This window comes from Streptomyces sp. NPDC051104 (assembly GCF_040682835.1).
GTDB lineage: Bacteria > Actinomycetota > Actinomycetes > Streptomycetales > Streptomycetaceae > Streptomyces > Streptomyces cynarae.
On sequence record NZ_JBFBBS010000018.1, the window covers coordinates 73530 to 90298 of the forward strand.

The 16769-nt window shown below is 70.4% G+C and carries 17 protein-coding genes; 9 read left to right on the plus strand and 8 right to left on the minus strand.

Annotated elements, in window-relative coordinates; translation table 11 throughout:
* Nucleotides 1–116: 116 nt before the first annotated feature.
* Nucleotides 117–2261 (minus strand): excinuclease ABC subunit UvrB, encoded by a 2145-nt coding sequence (gene uvrB, locus AB0N14_RS23835; protein WP_366027724.1) that lies wholly within the window; start codon nt 2259–2261, stop codon nt 117–119.
* A 40-nt stretch (nt 2262–2301) separates the two neighbouring features.
* Nucleotides 2302–3174, minus strand: a complete 873-nt coding sequence (locus AB0N14_RS23840; RefSeq protein ID WP_366027725.1) for an MHYT domain-containing protein — start codon at nt 3172–3174, stop codon at nt 2302–2304.
* 279 nt (nt 3175–3453) lie between these two features.
* On the opposite strand from AB0N14_RS23840, the gene AB0N14_RS23845 reads away from it, so the two are divergent.
* The 4 genes from AB0N14_RS23845 to AB0N14_RS23860 all read left to right on the plus strand — a co-directional run bounded on the left by AB0N14_RS23845 (nt 3454) and on the right by AB0N14_RS23860 (nt 6936).
* Nucleotides 3454–4326: a glycerophosphodiester phosphodiesterase family protein gene (locus AB0N14_RS23845; RefSeq protein WP_366027726.1), complete on the plus strand. Its 873-nt coding sequence runs from the start codon at nt 3454–3456 to the stop codon at nt 4324–4326.
* Between the two features lie 132 nt (nt 4327–4458).
* Nucleotides 4459–5013 carry a methylated-DNA--[protein]-cysteine S-methyltransferase gene (locus AB0N14_RS23850; RefSeq protein ID WP_366027727.1) on the plus strand — a complete coding sequence of 185 codons (555 nt, stop codon included), beginning with the start codon at nt 4459–4461 and terminating at the stop codon, nt 5011–5013.
* A 115-nt stretch (nt 5014–5128) separates the two neighbouring features.
* On the plus strand, nt 5129–6034 hold the full coding sequence (locus AB0N14_RS23855) for a pseudouridine-5'-phosphate glycosidase (RefSeq protein ID WP_366027728.1): 906 nt from the start codon (nt 5129–5131) through the stop codon (nt 6032–6034).
* Nucleotides 6031–6936, plus strand: coding sequence for a sugar kinase (locus AB0N14_RS23860; RefSeq protein ID WP_366027729.1), 906 nt, complete (start codon nt 6031–6033; stop codon nt 6934–6936). Before AB0N14_RS23855 ends, AB0N14_RS23860 begins: the two co-directional genes overlap by 4 nt.
* A 56-nt stretch (nt 6937–6992) precedes the next feature.
* On the opposite strand, the gene AB0N14_RS23865 is transcribed toward AB0N14_RS23860, so the two are convergent.
* Nucleotides 6993–7787 carry a methyltransferase domain-containing protein gene (locus AB0N14_RS23865; RefSeq protein ID WP_366027730.1) on the minus strand — a complete coding sequence of 265 codons (795 nt, stop codon included), beginning with the start codon at nt 7785–7787 and terminating at the stop codon, nt 6993–6995.
* A gap of 206 nt (nt 7788–7993) precedes the next feature.
* Between AB0N14_RS23865 and AB0N14_RS23870 the strand changes: the two genes are divergently transcribed.
* Nucleotides 7994–9121, plus strand: coding sequence for a magnesium and cobalt transport protein CorA (locus AB0N14_RS23870; RefSeq protein ID WP_366027731.1), 1128 nt, complete (start codon nt 7994–7996; stop codon nt 9119–9121).
* A 30-nt stretch (nt 9122–9151) separates the two neighbouring features.
* Here AB0N14_RS23870 and AB0N14_RS23875 read toward each other — a convergent pair whose 3' ends face one another.
* Nucleotides 9152–9580, minus strand: a complete 429-nt coding sequence (locus AB0N14_RS23875; protein ID WP_366027732.1) for a CBS domain-containing protein — start codon at nt 9578–9580, stop codon at nt 9152–9154.
* A 161-nt stretch (nt 9581–9741) separates the two neighbouring features.
* On the minus strand, nt 9742–10383 hold the full coding sequence (locus tag AB0N14_RS23880) for a uridine kinase (RefSeq protein ID WP_366027733.1): 642 nt from the start codon (nt 10381–10383) through the stop codon (nt 9742–9744).
* A 188-nt stretch (nt 10384–10571) separates the two neighbouring features.
* On the opposite strand from AB0N14_RS23880, the gene AB0N14_RS23885 reads away from it, so the two are divergent.
* Both AB0N14_RS23885 and AB0N14_RS23890 read left to right on the plus strand, forming a co-directional pair.
* Nucleotides 10572–11261 carry a DUF2293 domain-containing protein gene (locus AB0N14_RS23885; RefSeq protein ID WP_366027734.1) on the plus strand — a complete coding sequence of 230 codons (690 nt, stop codon included), beginning with the start codon at nt 10572–10574 and terminating at the stop codon, nt 11259–11261.
* 203 nt (nt 11262–11464) lie between these two features.
* A complete protein-coding gene (locus AB0N14_RS23890) occupies nt 11465–12955 on the plus strand; it encodes a glutamate synthase subunit beta (RefSeq protein ID WP_366027735.1) in 1491 nt (496 codons plus the stop codon).
* A 123-nt stretch (nt 12956–13078) separates the two neighbouring features.
* On the opposite strand, the gene AB0N14_RS23895 is transcribed toward AB0N14_RS23890, so the two are convergent.
* The 3 genes from AB0N14_RS23895 to AB0N14_RS23905 form a co-directional block, all read right to left on the minus strand.
* The gene (locus tag AB0N14_RS23895; RefSeq protein WP_366027736.1) at nt 13079–13894 is read right to left on the minus strand and encodes an SAM-dependent methyltransferase; all 816 of its coding nucleotides are present in this window, start codon (nt 13892–13894) and stop codon (nt 13079–13081) included.
* Nucleotides 13895–13983: 89 nt separating this feature from the next.
* Nucleotides 13984–14238 (minus strand): DUF397 domain-containing protein, encoded by a 255-nt coding sequence (locus AB0N14_RS23900; protein WP_103839625.1) that lies wholly within the window; start codon nt 14236–14238, stop codon nt 13984–13986.
* Complete coding sequence (locus tag AB0N14_RS23905) at nt 14239–15099, minus strand: helix-turn-helix transcriptional regulator (protein WP_366027737.1); 861 nt, start codon at nt 15097–15099, stop codon at nt 14239–14241. It lies immediately after the preceding gene.
* A 269-nt stretch (nt 15100–15368) separates the two neighbouring features.
* Here AB0N14_RS23905 and AB0N14_RS23910 point away from each other — a divergent pair, with 269 nt between their 5' ends.
* Nucleotides 15369–16118: an ATP-binding protein gene (locus tag AB0N14_RS23910; protein ID WP_366027738.1), complete on the plus strand. Its 750-nt coding sequence runs from the start codon at nt 15369–15371 to the stop codon at nt 16116–16118.
* A complete protein-coding gene (locus AB0N14_RS23915) occupies nt 16109–16567 on the plus strand; it encodes a hypothetical protein (RefSeq protein WP_366027739.1) in 459 nt (152 codons plus the stop codon). The genes AB0N14_RS23910 and AB0N14_RS23915 overlap by 10 nt, the downstream gene beginning before the upstream one ends.
* Nucleotides 16568–16769: the final 202 nt, after the last annotated feature.

The window sequence follows — 16769 nt, forward strand, 5'->3', positions numbered from 1 at the left end:
CGCGGATGTCAAAACCCTACGCAGCGGCACTGACAATGCCGAACCCCGGCTCGCGCTTTGTGTCGGTCTTGCAACACACCGCGCGCGTGCCGGGCTCCGGCACGGTGGTGGGGACGTCAGGCCAGCCCCGCCTCCCTCATCTGACGCAGTTCCTTCTTCATTTCGGAGACTTCGTCACGCAGCCGGGCCGCGATCTCGAACTGCAGGTCCGCGGCGGCGGCGCGCATCCGTTCGGCCAGCTCCTCGATCTGCTCGGCGAGTTCGGCGGCTGGGCGGTCGGTCGGGACCGTCTCCTTGGCCTTCGCCTTGCCCTTGGCCGGCTTGGCTCCCTTGACGGCGTGGTTGGCGAGTGCGGGCACCGGGCTCTTGGTGCCCTTGCCGTCGTTCGCCTTGCGGTAGCCCGTGCCCAGCAGCTGTTCCGTGTCGACGTCCTCGCGGGCGATCCGCGCCACGATGTCGTTGATCTTCTTGCGGAGCGGCTGCGGATCGATGCCGTTCGCCGTGTTGTACGCGACCTGCTTCTCCCGGCGGCGGTTGGTCTCGTCGATGGCCTTCTCCATCGCCGGGGTGATCTTGTCGGCGTACATGTGGACCTGGCCGGAGACGTTGCGCGCCGCGCGGCCGATGGTCTGGATGAGCGAGGTGCCCGAGCGCAGGAAGCCCTCCTTGTCGGCGTCGAGGATCGCCACCAGGGAGACCTCCGGAAGGTCGAGTCCCTCCCTGAGGAGGTTGATGCCGACCAGGACGTCGAACTCGCCCGACCGCAGCTCCCGCAGCAGCTCGACACGGCGCAGGGTGTCTACGTCGCTGTGCAGGTAGCGCACCTGGATGCCGAGCTCCAGGAAGTAGTCGGTGAGGTCCTCGGCCATCTTCTTGGTGAGCGTGGTGACCAGGACGCGCTCGTCCTTCTCGGTGCGCTTGCGGATCTCGTGCACCAGGTCGTCGATCTGGCCCTCGGTGGGCTTGACCACCACCTCGGGGTCGACGAGGCCGGTGGGTCGGATGATCTGCTCGACGACGCCGTCCGAGCGGGACAGCTCGTACGTTCCCGGGGTCGCCGACAGGTACACGGTCTGGCCGATGCGCTCCTGGAACTCCTCCCACTTCAGCGGGCGGTTGTCCAGTGCGGAGGGCAGCCGGAAGCCGTGCTCGACGAGGGTGCGCTTGCGGGAGGCGTCGCCCTCGTACATGGCACCGATCTGCGGCACGGTGACGTGCGACTCGTCGATGACGAGCAGGAAGTCCTCCGGGAAGTAGTCCAGCAGCGTGTTCGGCGCGGAGCCGGGCTCGCGGGCGTCGAAGTGCATCGAGTAGTTCTCCACACCGGAGCAGGTGCCGATCTGGCGGAGCATCTCGATGTCGTACGTCGTGCGCATCCGCAGCCGCTGGGCCTCGAGGAGCTTGCCTTGCTTCTCCAGCTCGGCGAGGCGCTCCTCCAGCTCCTTCTCGATGCCTCTGATGGCCCGCTCCATGCGCTCGGGGCCGGCGATGTAGTGGGAGGCCGGGAAGACGTACAGCTGCTCGTCGTCGCTGATGACCTCGCCGGTCAGCGGGTGGAGGGTCGACAGGGCCTCGATCTCGTCGCCGAACATCTCGATCCGGACGGCCAGCTCCTCGTAGACCGGGAAGATCTCGATGGTGTCGCCGCGCACCCGGAAGGTGCCGCGTGTGAACGCCATGTCGTTGCGCGTGTACTGGATGTCGACGAAGCGGCGCAGCAGCTCGTCGCGGTCGATCTCGTCGCCGACTCGCAGACTGACCATCCGGTCCACGTACTCCTGAGGAGTACCGAGGCCGTAGATGCAGGAGACGGAGGCGACCACGACCACGTCACGACGGGTGAGGAGCGAGTTGGTGGCGGAGTGGCGCAGGCGCTCCACCTCCTCGTTGATCGAGGAGTCCTTCTCGATGTAAGTGTCCGACTGAGGGACGTATGCCTCGGGCTGGTAGTAGTCGTAGTACGAGACGAAGTACTCGACCGCGTTGTTCGGCAACAGTTCGCGGAACTCGTTGGCCAGCTGGGCGGCCAGCGTCTTGTTCGGCGCCATCACCAAGGTGGGGCGCTGAAGCCTCTCGATCATCCACGCGGTGGTCGCGGACTTGCCGGTGCCGGTCGCGCCCAGCAGGACGACATCCTTCTCACCTGCGCGGATGCGCTTTTCCAGCTCGGCGATGGCCGTGGGCTGGTCACCGCTGGGCTGGTAGGGGCTGACGACCTCGAAGGGCGCCACCGTGCGTTCGATCTGTGAAACGGGCCGCATGGAATCCACCGTACGACCCCGCACTGACAACGGGGGCCGGTCACCAGTCCTGAGGGGTGGTGCGGGAGCCACCGTGTCCGGCGCGCGGGCCGGAGCGGGACAGCGGACGGCGTCCCATGCCCGTGGGGACCAGCTGGGGATGAGCCGGTACGCCGGGCTTGCGCTCGACGATCCGTCCGGGCTTGCCCATGACCATCATCGGGTCGAAGAGCACGACGACGCCGGCCAGGACCAGGAAGACGATCGGGCCGATCATCATGGGGGCGAGCAGGGTCGCGGGCGAGTCGCCGCCCGGGCTTCCGGCGGCGCCGTGCAGGTGGACGCTGACGGCGGCCATGCCGGTGTAGTGCATGCCGCTGACGGCTAGTCCCATGACGAGGCTCGCGCCGATGCTCCAGAGAAATCCGCGGATCTGTCCGGCCGCCCACAGAGCGGCGGTCGCGGCGACGACCGCTATGACGACGGAGGCGGCGACGGTGAGGGTGTTGTACTCGAGCACGCCGTGCAGGCGCATCCCGGCCATGCCCAGGTAGTGCATCGAGGCGATGCCCAGACCGGTGATCGTGCCGCCGGTGAAGAGCGCCACTCCGGTCGCGCCCCGGTGGCCCACGATGAAGACGCCGATCCCCACCATGACGATGGCGACGCCGAGGCTCGCGAAGGTGGTCGCCTTGTCGTAGTGGATGGGGGTCTCCTTGACGGTGAACCCCATCATGGCGACGAAGTGCATGGTCCAGATGCCGGACCCGATGGCGGCCGATCCCAGGGCGAGCCAGCCGGCCCGCCAGGACTGGGCGACCAGCATCGATCTGGTGGTGCAGCGCAGACCGAGCGCGCCGCCGAGGCTGGCCATGAGGTACGCCACCACCGGTGTGACGAGTCCGTAGCTGAAGGCGTCGACGGTGCCCTGCATGCGCGGCTGCCCTTCCCACCCTGAGGGTCTCTGATTTCCGGAAAATACCCCCATCCCAGGCCGTGACGACGGTCAGGGCTGAGGCAGAGAGTATGACCCTCACCGGGGCGGTCGAATGATTTTTCCGGCAAAGAATCACGGCGCTTCCGCACTTGTGCGGCGCCTGTGACCAGTGTCGGGCAATCCCGGTCCACTTGCGTCCTGGCTGCGGCCGAGCCACCGGGCTCCGTTGCTGCCATTCTGGTGCTTTCCGTAATCGATCAGACACCAGGAGTGAGCATGCACGCGCGCGTTGCCGCCGCCACGATCACGGCCCTCTTCGGGCTCGGCGTCGCGATACTGCCCACCCCGCACGCCCGCGCCTCGGGCGATCAGAGCCCGGTCGTCATCGCCCACCGCGGCGCTTCGGCGTACGCGCCGGAGAACACGCTGGCCGCCGTCGACAAGGCGGCCGCCATGGGCTTCAGCTGGGTCGAGAACGACGTGCAGCGCACCAAGGACGGCCGGCTCGTCGTCATCCACGACGCCACGCTGGAGCGCACGACCGACGTCAAGCAGCTGTTCCCCGGCCGGTCGCCCTGGCGGGTGAAGGACTTCACCGCCGAGGAGATCGCACGCCTGGACGCGGGAAGCTGGTTCTGCCCCCGGTATGCGGGCGCGCGTGTGCCGACGCTGTGGCAGTACATGGAGCGCGTGTCCCGGCATCACCAGAACCTGCTCCTGGAGATCAAGAATCCCGCGCTGTATCCGGGGCTCGAGCGACAGATCCTCAAGCTGCTCGCCAACGAGGGCTGGCTCGACGCGGACCACCTCAGGAACCGGCTGATCGTCCAGAGTTTCAGCGCGGACAGCGTGCGGATGGTCCACGACCTGCGCCCAGGGATCACAACCGCTTACCTGGGCACGCCGCCCACGACGGAGCTGCCGCTGTACGCGCGGTTCGCCGACCAGATCAACTCGACGCAGACCGAGCTCTCCGCCCGCTACGTCTCCGCGGTCCACGCCCTCAAGGGACCGCACGACCGGCCGATGAAGGTGTTCGCCTGGAACGTCGACACCGCGGAGGCGGCCCGGCGGGTGTCCGGCTTCGGCGTTGACGGCATCATCACGAACGCACCCGACGTGGTTCAGGCCGTGATCGGCGCTCACTGAACCGGTGGCGCGCTGCGCACCGCTCCGCCCTGTCCGCGCCCGGGGCCGTTGGACGTCAGTCAGTGCCCGGGTCACGGCCACCGGAACCTGAGTATCAGCATCGATGTCAGTGCCGCGCCGTACGGTGGGCGCATGGACAGTCATGGGCAGAACGAGCAACAGCTGGTGTGGACCGTCGTCCCCACCGGCATCGGCCCTCTGTTGCTGGCCGCCACACCTGAGGGCCTGGTGAACGTGGTGTTCCACGCCTCGGACGCCGTGCGTGACAAGGCCCTGGAGCGGCTCGCGTCCCGGCTCGGGGCCGAGCCCGTGGAGGATCCCCGCTCACCGCTGCTGGTAGAGGCGATACGCCAGGTGACGGCGTACTTCGCGGGCAGGCTGCACGCCTTCGCGCTGCCTCTGGACTGGTCCCTGATCACCGGCTTCAACCGCCAGGTACTGCGCGAGCTGGCATCCGGCGTGCCGTACGGCACGGTGGTGGGGTACGGCGACCTGGCCGGCCGGGTCGGTCAGCCGGGCGCCGCCCAGGCCGTGGGTGTGGCGATGGGATCGAATCCGCTGCCGGTGGTGGTGCCGTGCCACCGCGTGGTCGAGAGCGGCGGCGGCATCGGTGGGTTCGGAGGGGGTCTGGAGACCAAGCGGAAGCTGCTGGCGCTCGAAGGGGTCCTGCCGGAACCGCTGTTCTGATCCGGTCCGCGACCGCATGCGCCCAGGTGGTGTTGCCTCCCGGACCTCGTAAGGGTTTGGCCGGGTGCGCCGCCCGCCAGAGATGAGAGAAGACCCAGCGACAGGAGGCAGGCGCGTGCTGGTGGTGTCCGAAGAGGTACGGGAGGCGCTCGCCGCCCGTCGGCCGGTGGTGGCTCTGGAGTCGACGATCATCGCGCACGGGCTGCCGCGCCCGCGCAATCTTCAGGTCGCGCTGGAACTGGAGGACGTCGTCCGGCAGGAGGGCGCCGTACCGGCGACGATCGCGGTGCTGGACGGTCGGCCCCATGTCGGCCTCGGCAAGGACCAGGTGGAGCGGGTCGCGAACGAGGACGGGATCCGCAAACTGGGCCATCGAGATCTGCCCCTCGCAGTGGCAGCGGGCGTCAGCGGGGCGACGACGGTGTCCGCGACGGCGCTGCTGGCCTCCCTCGCCGGCGTACGGGTGTTCGCCACGGGTGGACTGGGCGGGGTCCACCGGGAGTGGACGGTGACCCAGGACGAGTCCGCCGACCTGGGCCTGCTGGCGCGGACCAGGATCACCGTGGTCTGCGCGGGCGTGAAGTCGATCCTGGACGTGCCTGCCACCCTTCAGCGCCTGGAGACGCTGGGTGTGGCGGTCGCCGGATATCGCACGGACCGCTTCCCGGGCTTCTACCTGTCCGACTCCGGCCATCCGGTCGACTGGACGCTGGAGACGCCCGGGCAGGTGGCGGAGGTCATGCGGGCGCAGGACGCGCTCGGCGCCACCCGGTCGGCGCTCATCGTCGCCAATCCGGTACCGGTGGCGGAGCAGCTCGATCCGGAGCTTCACGCGCGCGTGCTCGCCGACGCGCTGACCGCGTGCCACGAGGAAGGGGTCACCGGTCAGGCGGTCACACCGTTCCTCCTGGACCATCTGGTGCGACACACCGACGGCGCGTCGCTCAGCGCCAATCTGGCGGCTGTGCGCGGGAACGTGCGGCTCGCGGCGCGCATCGCGGCGGCCTGGGCGGGGGCGTGAGCGGGGCGCTGCTGGTCGTCGGGGACGTCGTCACGGATGTCGTCGCACGGCACCTCGGCCCTCTCGCGTCAGGTACGGACACGGCCGCCGTCATCCGCACGCTGCCCGGTGGCGCAGGCGCGAACGTGGCGTGCTGGGCGGCTCGGTGGGGCTGCCGGGACGTGCGGCTGCTCGGACGCGTCGGGGCCGATTCCGCCGCCTGGCACGAGCGGGAGCTGACGGAGTCGGGCGTACAGCCACATCTGGTCGTCGACCCCGAGGCCCCTACGGGAACGGTGATCTGTCTGGTGGACACGGGCGCCTCGGCGGAGCGGACGTTCCTCACGGACAGCGGGGCGTCGCTGCGGCTGGCCCCCGGTGACTGGTCGGACGAGCTGCTCGACGGTGTCGTACGGCTGCACCTGTCGGGCTACCTGTTGTTCTCCGAGCCCAGCCGGGCGCTGGCGACGGTGGTCCTCGAAGCGGCACGCGCGCGTGGAGTGCCGGTGAGCCTGGATCCGGCGTCGGCGGGGTTCCTCACCGAGCTGGGTGTGGACCGGTTCCTGGCGTTCGCCGAGGGCGTCGATGTACTGCTGCCCAGCCGGGACGAGGCGTGTCTGCTGACCGGACTCCCCGACCCGGCGGACGCGGCGGCCAAGCTGAGCCGCCTTGTGCCCCTGGTGGTCACCAAGCAGGGTGCGCAGGGAGCACTGGTGGCCGCGTCGGGGGCAATTGCCGCGCGGATCCCGGCGGCTCCGGCCACGCCCCGGGACACGACGGGCGCGGGGGACGCGTTCACCGGGGCGTTCCTGGCGGCACTGCTCGCGGGGGCCGAGCCGGAGGAGGCGGCGACGGAAGGGTGCGAGGCGGGGGCGATGGCGGTGGAGACAGTGGGAGGGAGACCCATGAGGAGCGTGCGGTAGCCCTGGCAGGCTCCGCCGTACGCGGTGACGGCCCTTTCGCCTTCACCTCCCGGCCCTTACTCCTTGCGGCCCCACGCCGAGATCATCGGAGCGGTCGCCAGGTCCATCGTGCCGGAGCCGACGTTGGCCAGGTGACGGTCGATGTCCTCGTCCGTGGCGAGGCCCGCGGAGACGAGCTGGTCGCGGATCTGCCGGATCGTCGCGGATTCGAGCGCCGCACAGGCCGGAGAGGTGAGAGGGAAGTAGGCGTCGGCCTCGACCCGGCTGAGACCCGCCTCCCGCAGCAGGCGCGGGAGTCCACGGCCGTAGGAGAGGTCGGCGCCACGCTCGGCGAGCAGCGTACGGAAGCCCTCGCGCAGGCGGTTGGCGAGCCGCTGCTCGGGGCCGTACTCGTCCGGGCAGCTCAGGGGCTGCAGCGCCGGGTCCGCGTCCTCGATCAGAAGGCGTCCGCCGGGGCGGAGCGCCTTGATCATGGAGTGCAAGGCCCTGTCCCTGTCCGGGACATGTACGAGGACAAGCCGGGCGTGCACGAGGTCGAAGTCCTCGCCGGGAGGTTCTTCCGTGCCCACGTCGTGAGTGCGGACCTCGATCGGAGGCTGCGCGGCCTGGGCCGCCCACGAGGTGTCGATGTCGGTCGCGACGACCTGCCCGGTCGGTCCGACCTTCCTGGCGAGCCAGGAGATCACGGAGGTGCCGCCGGCGCCGACCTCCCAGCACCGCCAGCCGAGTCCGATGCCGAACCCCTCGAGGTGGCGGAAGGTCGCGGGGTCGAAGAGGGCGGACAACGCCTCGAACCGCCGGCCGGCCTCGGTCTGCCGGTTGTCGAGAAGGTACCCGTCGTTGTGCGTCATGCGGAGATCATCGCAGTGGGCGCGCCGGTCCGTGCGAGGCGACGCTCCGTAGCGCCTCCCTGGCCCGCCCAGAGCGGCGGACAGCCCACGCGCCAAAGCGGAATGTTCCATTTCCACAGGCTTCTCCGGCGATCACGGCGGACTGGCAGACTGGCTCCGCGACGGCGCAGAGTGCGGCGCGAGGAGATCCACTCAAGGAGATCCAGATGTCCATGGCAGGGAATCTGCGTAAGGTCACGAGTCTGGGCAGGGTCGGCGGCCTCCGCAAGGTGGCACGGTTGGGGCGGCGCCGTGCGCGCGTCGATCTGAGCCACCCCGCCCGTTCGCCGCTGGGCTCCGCGGTGGTCAACTGCGTGACCTACCAGGACGGCGTGCGCGTTCCCGGAGTCGGCGATCTCGTCGAGGCCGTGGAGCGGGTCCGCAAGAGCGACGACGGTTTCGTCTGGCTGGGACTGCACGAGCCGACGGACCAGGAAATCGCGGGCATCGCCGAGCTCTTCGACCTGCACCCGCTGGCGGTCGAGGACGCTGTGGAAGCGCATCAGCGTCCGAAGCTCGAGCGGTACGGGGACACGCTGTTCGCGGTGTTCAAGACCGTCTGCTACGTCGAGCACAAGGAGTTGACGGCGACGAGCGAGGTGGTGAACACCGGCGAGATCATGGTGTTCATCGGCCCCGCCTTCGTCATCACGGTGCGGCACGGCCGGCACGGTTCGCTCGGCCCGCTGCGCGAGGAACTGGAGGCCAATCCCCAGCAGCTCGCGAAGGGGCCGGCCGCGGTGCTGCACGCGGTCGCTGACCATGTGGTGGACGACTACCTCAACGTCACGGACGCGGTGCAGGAGGACATCGACCAGGTCGAGACGGGCGTGTTCACGGAGAACGGCGCGCGGCTGGATCCGGGACGCATCTACCAGCTCAAGCGTGAACTTCTCGAGTTGAAACGTGCGGTGGCACCGTTGGGCCGTCCCATCCAGGAGTTGGCCACCCGGCCGATCCGGGTGATCGACCCGGAGATACAGGCGTACTTCCGGGACGTCTCCGACCATCTGCTGCGCGCCACCGAGCAGATAGCCGCGTTCGACGAGTTGCTCAACTCGATCCTGCAGGCGCATCTCGCCCAGGTGAGCGTCGCGCAGAACGAGGACATGCGGAAGATCACGGCCTGGGCCGCGCTGATCGCGGTGCCCACCATGGGCACCGGGGTCTACGGCATGAACTTCGCGTACATGCCGGAGCTGCACTGGAAATTCGGCTACCCGCTGGTCCTCGTCGTGATAGCGGTGGCCTGTGTGGTGCTGTACCGAGGGTTCAAGCGCAACGACTGGCTGTGACCCCGGCGCGGCTCCCGGCGGGTTGCCGGGTCAACGCGAGGCCGTCCTCGCGTAGACGCTCTCGACCCAGGTGGCGAGCTGATCGTCCGTCAGGTGCTCGGCGAGGTCGGACTCGCTGATCATGCCGACGAGGCGCTTGTTGTGGATGACGGGAAGCCGGCGGATCTGGTGCTCCTCCATCTCGTGGAGCACGTCGCCGACATCGGCGTCCGCGTCGATCCAGCGCGGCGTGCCCTTGGCCAGGTCGCCCGCGGTCACGCGCGAGGGGTCGTGGCCCATGGCCACGCAGCCGACGACGATGTCGCGATCGGTGAGGATGCCGCAGAGCCGCTCGTTATCGTCGCTGATGGGCAGGGCACCGACGTTGAGTTCGCGCATCAGCTGGGCGGCGCGGTCCAGCGTCTCGTGGGCGGGGATCCACTGGGCACCACGGTGCATGATGTCTCCGGCGGTGGTCATGGGTACCTCCCGGGGCCGGACGGCCGGCGCGGCACGGGACGCACCGCAGGTCCCGGCGCACTTCAATTCTCGCCGGGCCTTCGGGCCAACGCACCTGGAACCACCGGACGGCGGGAGCGCCTCGGAGGCGGCACGGAGGCGGCTTACGCCACCGGGTGGGTTCAGCCGTTCCAGGCCGGGTGGCGGGGATCGTCCGCGCGGATCAGCACGTCGGCGACGGCGCCGGGGTCCGTCTCCGCCTCGTAGCGCGCGAACGCGGGCAGGGTCCAGTGTTCCGGCTCGGGCGTACGGCGGCGCAGCGCGCCCGGTGAGAGGAGCACGTGGACGGTCAGGTCCGAGGGGAACCAGTGCCGAAGGAGGAGGGGGCCGTGGAGCAGCAGCAGGCCACCCGGCGGAAGGTGGACGTAGGGACTGCGGGTCGCGCGGTCGGTGACCGGGTCCCAGAGGTCGGGCAGGACGCGTCCGTCACCGCCGGGCTCGAGGGGGCCGAAGACCTCGCGCCACAGGGCGCCGGTGTCGAGCCAGCCGTCATAGTAGGAGTCCAGGTCCCGATGACCGTGCTCGAGGCGGACCGACGCGGGCCTCAGAAAGCCCTCCGCACCGACGACGAGCGAGGGGCGGCCACGTATGCGCAGGGCGTCGGACACGCGCTGGGCGAGGTCACCGGGGCGCGCGGCCGGGGCTCCGTCGAAGGCGATGCGCCGCCAGAGGCTGCCGTCGCCCGGCTTCAGGTCGAGCAGCCGGTCGGCGAGGGTGTCGCCGAGCCGTTCCCAGGTGATCGCTTCGAGTCGCACAGGGCCCATGATGCCGCGCCACGCCGGCAAACCCACTTCACGGCTTGTCCCAGGCGGGCGGTACCGCGCTCGGCCGGGAGCGGAGCGCTGAAGCGGGGCGGGGGCCGTCGTCACCCGAGGAACCGGACGGGAGAAGGCCAGAGGACGAGCGGCGCCCGTTGCGGTCGGCGTCCGGATGGACGGGGAAGGAGACGGATATGGCACCGACCCCAACTCCCTCGCCATGCGGCGCACTTCTGGTCTTCCAGCCGGTCAAGCGGCGACACTGTGCCGAGTGCCGGAGGGGACCGTTGCCGTTGCTGGTCTTGGAGGAGGGGACGCCGTGGTGCCTGGAGTGCGCGGATCTCGGGCATCTGGTGTTCCTGCCGCGGGATGATACGGCGCTGACCCGGCGGGCGCGGGAGGCGAGCGGCCTGTCGGCGGTGGTGGTGCGGTTCAACCGGCGCCGCGGCCGGTACGAGCGCCAGGGTGTGCTCGTCGAGGAGGCTGCGCTCGCCCTGGCCGAGGACCGGTGCCTGGCGGACGCGGAGGCGCGGCGCAGGCGGCGGGCGCGGGACGCGCGGCGGCGTGCGGAGGAGGACGCGCGGTTCGCGGAGGCGTTCGCAGCGGAGATCCGGCGACTGTTTCCCGGATGTTCGGCCGAGCGAGCCCGGGCGATCGCGGGGCATGCGTCAGTGCGCGGCAGTGGGCGGGTGGGGCGCAGCGCGGCGGGACGGGCCCTGTCACCGGAGGCGGTCACGGCGGCGGTGCGGGCGTCCGTACGGCACCTGGAGACGCCGTACGACCAGCTGCTGATGGACGGCGTGGCGCGGCCCGAGGCGCGACGGCGCATCGCGGCACGTGTGGAGGCGGTGCTGCGGGAGTGGAGTCTTCGGCAGGCAGCGTGATCCGGGGCCGTCCGGGTTCCGGGGAAAGTGAACCACGTCCGGGCGGTCGCCGCGGTCGCCACGGCCGGCGCCGCGGTGTCGTACGTACTGGCCCTCACCTGAGGCGTCAGCCGTCGCGCAGCCCCGATGGGCAGGGCGCGCACGGGACCCTGGAGTCGTATCGTGGCACGAGACGATCCAGTATGGACGCAAGGGGGACGGCGATGGCCGATCCCAAGGGTTTTATGACCACACCCCGCGAGGAATGGCCCCGCAGGCCGGTCGAGGAACGGGTGCGGGACTGGAACGAGGTGTACGTCCCCGGTGCGCTGCTGCCGATCATCAGCCGGCAGGCGAACCGGTGCATGGACTGCGGGATCCCGTTCTGCCACGACGCCTGCCCGCTCGGAAACCTGATTCCCGAGTGGAACGACCTCGTCTCCCGCGAGGACTGGCGGGCGGCGAGCGACCGGCTGCATGCCACCAACAACTTCCCCGAGTTCACGGGGCGGTTGTGCCCGGCTCCCTGCGAAGCGGGCTGCGTGCTCGCCATCAACCAGCCCGCGGTCACCATCAAGAACGTGGAGGTGGCCATCGCCGACCGGGCCTGGGAGGAGGGGTTCGCACCACCGCGCCCGCCGGAGCGGCTGTCGGGGCGCACCGTCGCGGTCGTCGGATCCGGGCCCGCGGGCCTTGCCGCGGCCCAGCAGCTCACCCGGGCCGGTCACACCGTGGCTGTCTACGAGCGGGCGGACCGGATCGGGGGGCTGCTGCGATACGGGATACCGGCGTTCAAGATGGAGAAGCGGCATTTGGACCGCCGACTGGAGCAGATGCGCGCGGAGGGAACGAAGTTCCGTACGTCCACGGTCATAGGGAAGGACATCGGGGCGGCGGAGCTGCGGTCGCGGTACGACGCCGTGGTGATCGCGACCGGCGCGACGGCATGGCGTGAACTGGACGTACCTGGACGCGAGTTGGCCGGAATCCATCAGGCCATGGAGTATCTGCCGCTGGCGGACCGGGTGTGCGAGGGGGATCTGGAGGTCTCGCCGCTGTCGGCGGCCGGGAAGCATGTGGTGATCGTGGGAGGTGGGGACACCGGGGCGGACTGTCTGGGGACGGCGGTGCGCGAACGGGCCGCGTCCGTCACCCAGCTCGACATCTATCCGCAGCCGGAGCCGGAACGGAACCAGGACGCCGAGCCATGGCCGACGTATCCGAAGATCTACCGGTTGTCCGCGGCGCACGAGGAGGCGCGCGATCTGCGTACGGCTCCGGCGGCGGACGCGGACGCGCGGCTGTTCGCGGCGTCCACGCTCCGCTTCACGGGAGACGCGGACGGGCACGTTCGGGAGCTGCACCTGGTCGAGGTCGACGAGCGGCGCCGACCGCTGCCGGGCTCGGATCGGACGCTGCCCGCCGACCTCGTGCTGCTCGCGCTGGGGTTCTCGGGGCCCGACCGGAAGGACGGGATCATCGAGCAGCTCGGACTCGCACTCGACGCTCGCGGCACGATCGCGCGGAACGAGGACTTCGAGACGAGCGTCCCGGGCGTGTACGCCGCCGGGGACGCGTCGCGCGGGCAGTCACTGATCGTGTGGGCGATCGCGGAGGGGCGGGCCGTGGCGGCGGCGGTGGACCGGCGGCTGTCCGGCGGGACGTCACGCCTGCCGGCACCGATCGGGCCGTACGACCGCCCGATGACGGCGTGAGCCAGGCGGGACCCGGCGTGGACCCGGCGATGGACCCGGCGATGGACCCGCCGCGTGCCCACCGGTCGCGGCCGCTGTGGCACCGCTGCGCCGCGCACGACGTGCCCCGGCCCTGCCGCCGGGCTATCCCTTGCGCCCCACCGCCCCATACCCCGGAATGACCCCGTCGTCCTGGCCACGGACCGGTTCGCCGAGTTCCGGGTGCCATTTGTGGACCACCTCGACGCCGGGGTCGACGAGGTCGAGGCCGTCGAAGAAGTGGGCGAACTCCGCGCGGGAGCGGAGCGCCAGCGTGACCCCGGCCGCCTTGAGCTTCTCCGTGGCCGCCGCCGACTCCTCCGGTGTGAAGTCGGCGGTGGCGTGGGTCATCACCAGGTAACTGCCGGAAGGCAGTTCGGACAGCAGGCGGCCGACCAGGTCGTGGGCGCCGTCCTCGTCGGCGACGAAGTGCAGCAGCGCGACGAGGGACAGCGCCACGGGCCGGGAGAAGTCCAGGACCTTCCTGGCTCCGTCGACGAGGGCCGCGGGGTCCCGCACGTCGGCCTGCAGGTACTCGGTCGCGCCCTCGGGCGTGCTGCGCAGCAGGGCAGCCGCGTGGGCCAGCACGATCGGGTCGTTGTCGCAGTAGACGACGCGCGCCTCGGGCGTGATCCGCTGGGCTATCTGGTGCAGGTTCGGTTCGGTCGGGATGCCGGTGCCGATGTCCAGGAACTGCCGCACGCCGTTGTGGGCCAGCCAGCGTGTGGCGCGGTGCATGAACGCGCGGTTGACGCGTGCCATCACCGGCACCCTCGGGTCGAGGGCGAGCATCTGCCGGCCCATCTCCTCGTCGACGGGGTAGTTGTCCTTCCCGCCGAGGTACCAGTCGTACATGCGCGCGGGGTGCGGCTTGCTCGTATCGATGACGACGGCGTCCTGGGCGGGGTCCTGCCCGGTCATGAGGAACTCCGTAAGTGTCTGGGGAACTCAGTGGTCAACTGAACGCCAAGTTAGTGATGCGGATGACAACATGGGGGGCAACAAGGTGGTTATGACAGCAGGAAGTCCGCCTCCCCTGCCTTGGCCCCCTCGATGAACGCGGTCATCTCGTCGGAGGTGTAGATCAGCGCGGGCCCGTCCGGGTCCGTGGACTGGCGGACGGCGATCCGGCCGTCGGGGAGCTTCATCGCCTCCAGGCAGTTGCCGCCGTTGCCTCCGCTCCACGGCTTGTGCCAGCCCTCGCTGCCCAGTTCACGGGCCGGCATGCCGTTGTAGACGCGTTTGCGCGGCGTGATGCGGTCCATTCACAGCTCCTTGCGGAGACCCTCGAGGATCTCCTTCGTGCGTTGTGCAGGGGCGGCCTGGGCCGCCATGCGGTCCATGACCTCGAGGTGGGTCGCCACCTCGGTTCGCGCGTCCAGGTAGACGGCTCCGGTCAGGTACTCGCTGTAGACCATGTCCGGCAGTTCTGACATGGCGAACCGGAACAGGACGAATGGCCCGTAGGTGCCTGGGTGCGGGCCCGAGGAGAACTCCAGCACCTGCAACGTCACATGGGGCAGTCGCGTGACCTCCAGCAGCCGTTCGACCTGGTCTCGCATGGCCGCGGGACCGCCGACGGGGCGGCGCAGCGCGGTCTCGTCCATCACGGCCCAGATACGGGGCGCGTCGTCGCGCGTGAGCAGTTCCTGACGCTGCATGCGCAACGCCACGTGACGCTCGATGTCCTCGGGTCTGGTCTGCCCGATGGCGCCCGACTTCAGGACGCCTCGGGCGTACTCCTCGGTCTGCATGAGGCCGGGTACGAAATGGGGCTCGTACTGGCGGATGAGCGCGGCCGCACCCTCCAGGCTGACGTACATCGAGAACCAGCCCGGAAGAATGTCGTGAAACCGCTGCCACCAGCCCGGGCGGTTGGCCTCCTCGGCCAGTTGGACGAAGACCTCGGCCTCCTCGTCGCTCACCCCGTATGCCCTCAGCAGGAGTTGGAGGTAGGGGATTTTGAGGGCGACCTCGGCGGTCTCCATACGGCGGACGGTGGCGGGTGCGACACGCAGGATGCGCGCGGCTTCCTCCCGCTTGAGGCCCGCACGTTCACGCAGGTGCAGCAGGCGTCGGCCGAGGACCACCTGACCGACCGTCGGCGCCGAGCGCGGCTCGCTCACCTCGCACCTCCTCCCGTCCTTGTGGCGCTGACTGCCCAGGCGGCACCGTTCGAACTCTTTCCGCACCGCCGCCTACACACGTTCGATTACGGCTCACGGACTTTCGACGCGGGCCCCGGACTCTGACGTCCGTACCCCAGATCCCAACTGGCGTCGTTCGGCGTGTCGTTGCGAGCAGTGTGCCACGCCCCTTCTCGGAGTCACACAGCACTCTGCAATTTTCAGAGTGACCCTTGCCAAGTGTTCATGTCACGGCGATAGTGGCAAGCGTGCTTCCGCCCGCGTCGTTAGGAACAGACGCCCCCGCAGACCGGTCCGGCCTGGGTGGCGCCTCAGGGCTGCGCCCCGGCGCGGCCGCCGAACGCCGGTTCCGCTTCGAGCTGGCCGCACACCCGGCCTCCGTGGCGCGGGCCCGGCAGCTGACGCGTGCTCGGCTGGCCGACTGGGCGGTGTGCGAAGACACGTGCGACACTGCCGCACTGGTCGTCTCCGAACTGGTGACCAACGCGATCGTGCACACCGCCGGGGAGCACGTCGTATGTGAACTGCACGACGAAGACGACCTGCTGCGCATAGCCGTGCGCGACGAGGGTTGCGCCCCCGGCGAGCCGCGGCCCGGGCGGCAGCGCCCCGAGGAGGAGCACGGGAGGGGATTGCTTCTCGTCGCGGCTCTGTGCCGCGCCTGGGGAGCCCAGGAGGCGGGGCCCGGGCTGCTGGTCTGGGCGGAGGTGGCACGCGAGGCCGACCAGTCGGCGCCCGCCCGACTCCCCCGCCCGACGCAGCCGTCCCGGGACCTGTCGTGTTCCGGCGACAGGCCTCGGGCGCAGGAGGAGGCGACGCGGCCCGATCCCAGCAGGGAAAGCGCAATGGAGCGGTCCGACCCGGGTTGGAACGCCAAGAAGCCGCCCGCGGACGGTGGTGCGCGCTTCGATGTCGGCTGGAGTGCCAAGCGGCTCCCCGCGGACGGTCGGGGTTCCGAGGCGGAGCCGTTCCTGGGGACGGGGACCGCATGGGTGTGAGGGGGGCGCATACCGCGGGCCATGGAGTCACCCGGGTCCTGACCCTGGACTCGCTGGCCCGTCTCGACCGGGCGCGGCGGGCGCCCGGAGCGGCGTCCAGCCGGCTCCCTCTGCCCGACGGCATGACCGTCCCGCTCGGCTGCGACGCGGTGGCCGTGCCCGCCCGCTACGGGCCCCTGGTGCTGCCCAGACTGCCGCGGCTGGGCTGTGTGTACGCCGACCGGGCCGACTGGTGGTGGATCGTGCCGTCCGACTCCGATGTCGCCCTGGACTGGCCGGCACCCGCCCGCTACGCCCACGGCGCGCTCGTCCCGGACGCGGAGAGCGTCCCCGAGCTCATCCGCCGCGCGGACGACAGCGTGCCGTACACCCCGCCGATCCCCCTGTATCTGGCGCTGTGCCGGGTCACGGGCACCCCTCCGGCGTGGGCACGCCCGATCAGCGCGTGACCGTACGGCCGCCCCATGACAGGGGGCCGCGCGCGAAACGGCATGAGCACGCACGCGTGCCTAGCGGATACACGCAGGACGCCCCTGACGGTTGCAGGCGCGCCACTGACGATTGCAGGCGCGCCACTGACGGTTGCAGGCGCGCCACTGACGATTGAGGCGTGTCCTTGAGGACTGCGGCGTGCCGCCCACGACCGCGCGC

What these genes read in the sequence shown, in the direction of transcription:
- uvrB (WP_366027724.1), bottom strand. Translation starts at nt 2,261, where the DNA reads ATGCGGCCCGTTTCACAGATCGAACGCACGGTGGCGCCCTTCGAGGTC.
- AB0N14_RS23840 (WP_366027725.1), bottom strand. Translation starts at nt 3,174, where the DNA reads ATGCAGGGCACCGTCGACGCCTTCAGCTACGGACTCGTCACACCGGTG.
- AB0N14_RS23845 (WP_366027726.1), top strand. Translation starts at nt 3,454, where the DNA reads ATGCACGCGCGCGTTGCCGCCGCCACGATCACGGCCCTCTTCGGGCTC.
- AB0N14_RS23850 (WP_366027727.1), top strand. Translation starts at nt 4,459, where the DNA reads ATGGACAGTCATGGGCAGAACGAGCAACAGCTGGTGTGGACCGTCGTC.
- AB0N14_RS23865 (WP_366027730.1), bottom strand. Translation starts at nt 7,787, where the DNA reads ATGACGCACAACGACGGGTACCTTCTCGACAACCGGCAGACCGAGGCC.
- AB0N14_RS23870 (WP_366027731.1), top strand. Translation starts at nt 7,994, where the DNA reads ATGTCCATGGCAGGGAATCTGCGTAAGGTCACGAGTCTGGGCAGGGTC.
- AB0N14_RS23875 (WP_366027732.1), bottom strand. Translation starts at nt 9,580, where the DNA reads ATGACCACCGCCGGAGACATCATGCACCGTGGTGCCCAGTGGATCCCC.
- AB0N14_RS23880 (WP_366027733.1), bottom strand. Translation starts at nt 10,383, where the DNA reads ATGGGCCCTGTGCGACTCGAAGCGATCACCTGGGAACGGCTCGGCGAC.
- AB0N14_RS23885 (WP_366027734.1), top strand. Translation starts at nt 10,572, where the DNA reads ATGGCACCGACCCCAACTCCCTCGCCATGCGGCGCACTTCTGGTCTTC.
- AB0N14_RS23890 (WP_366027735.1), top strand. Translation starts at nt 11,465, where the DNA reads ATGGCCGATCCCAAGGGTTTTATGACCACACCCCGCGAGGAATGGCCC.
- AB0N14_RS23895 (WP_366027736.1), bottom strand. Translation starts at nt 13,894, where the DNA reads ATGACCGGGCAGGACCCCGCCCAGGACGCCGTCGTCATCGATACGAGC.
- AB0N14_RS23900 (WP_103839625.1), bottom strand. Translation starts at nt 14,238, where the DNA reads ATGGACCGCATCACGCCGCGCAAACGCGTCTACAACGGCATGCCGGCC.
- AB0N14_RS23915 (WP_366027739.1), top strand. Translation starts at nt 16,109, where the DNA reads ATGGGTGTGAGGGGGGCGCATACCGCGGGCCATGGAGTCACCCGGGTC.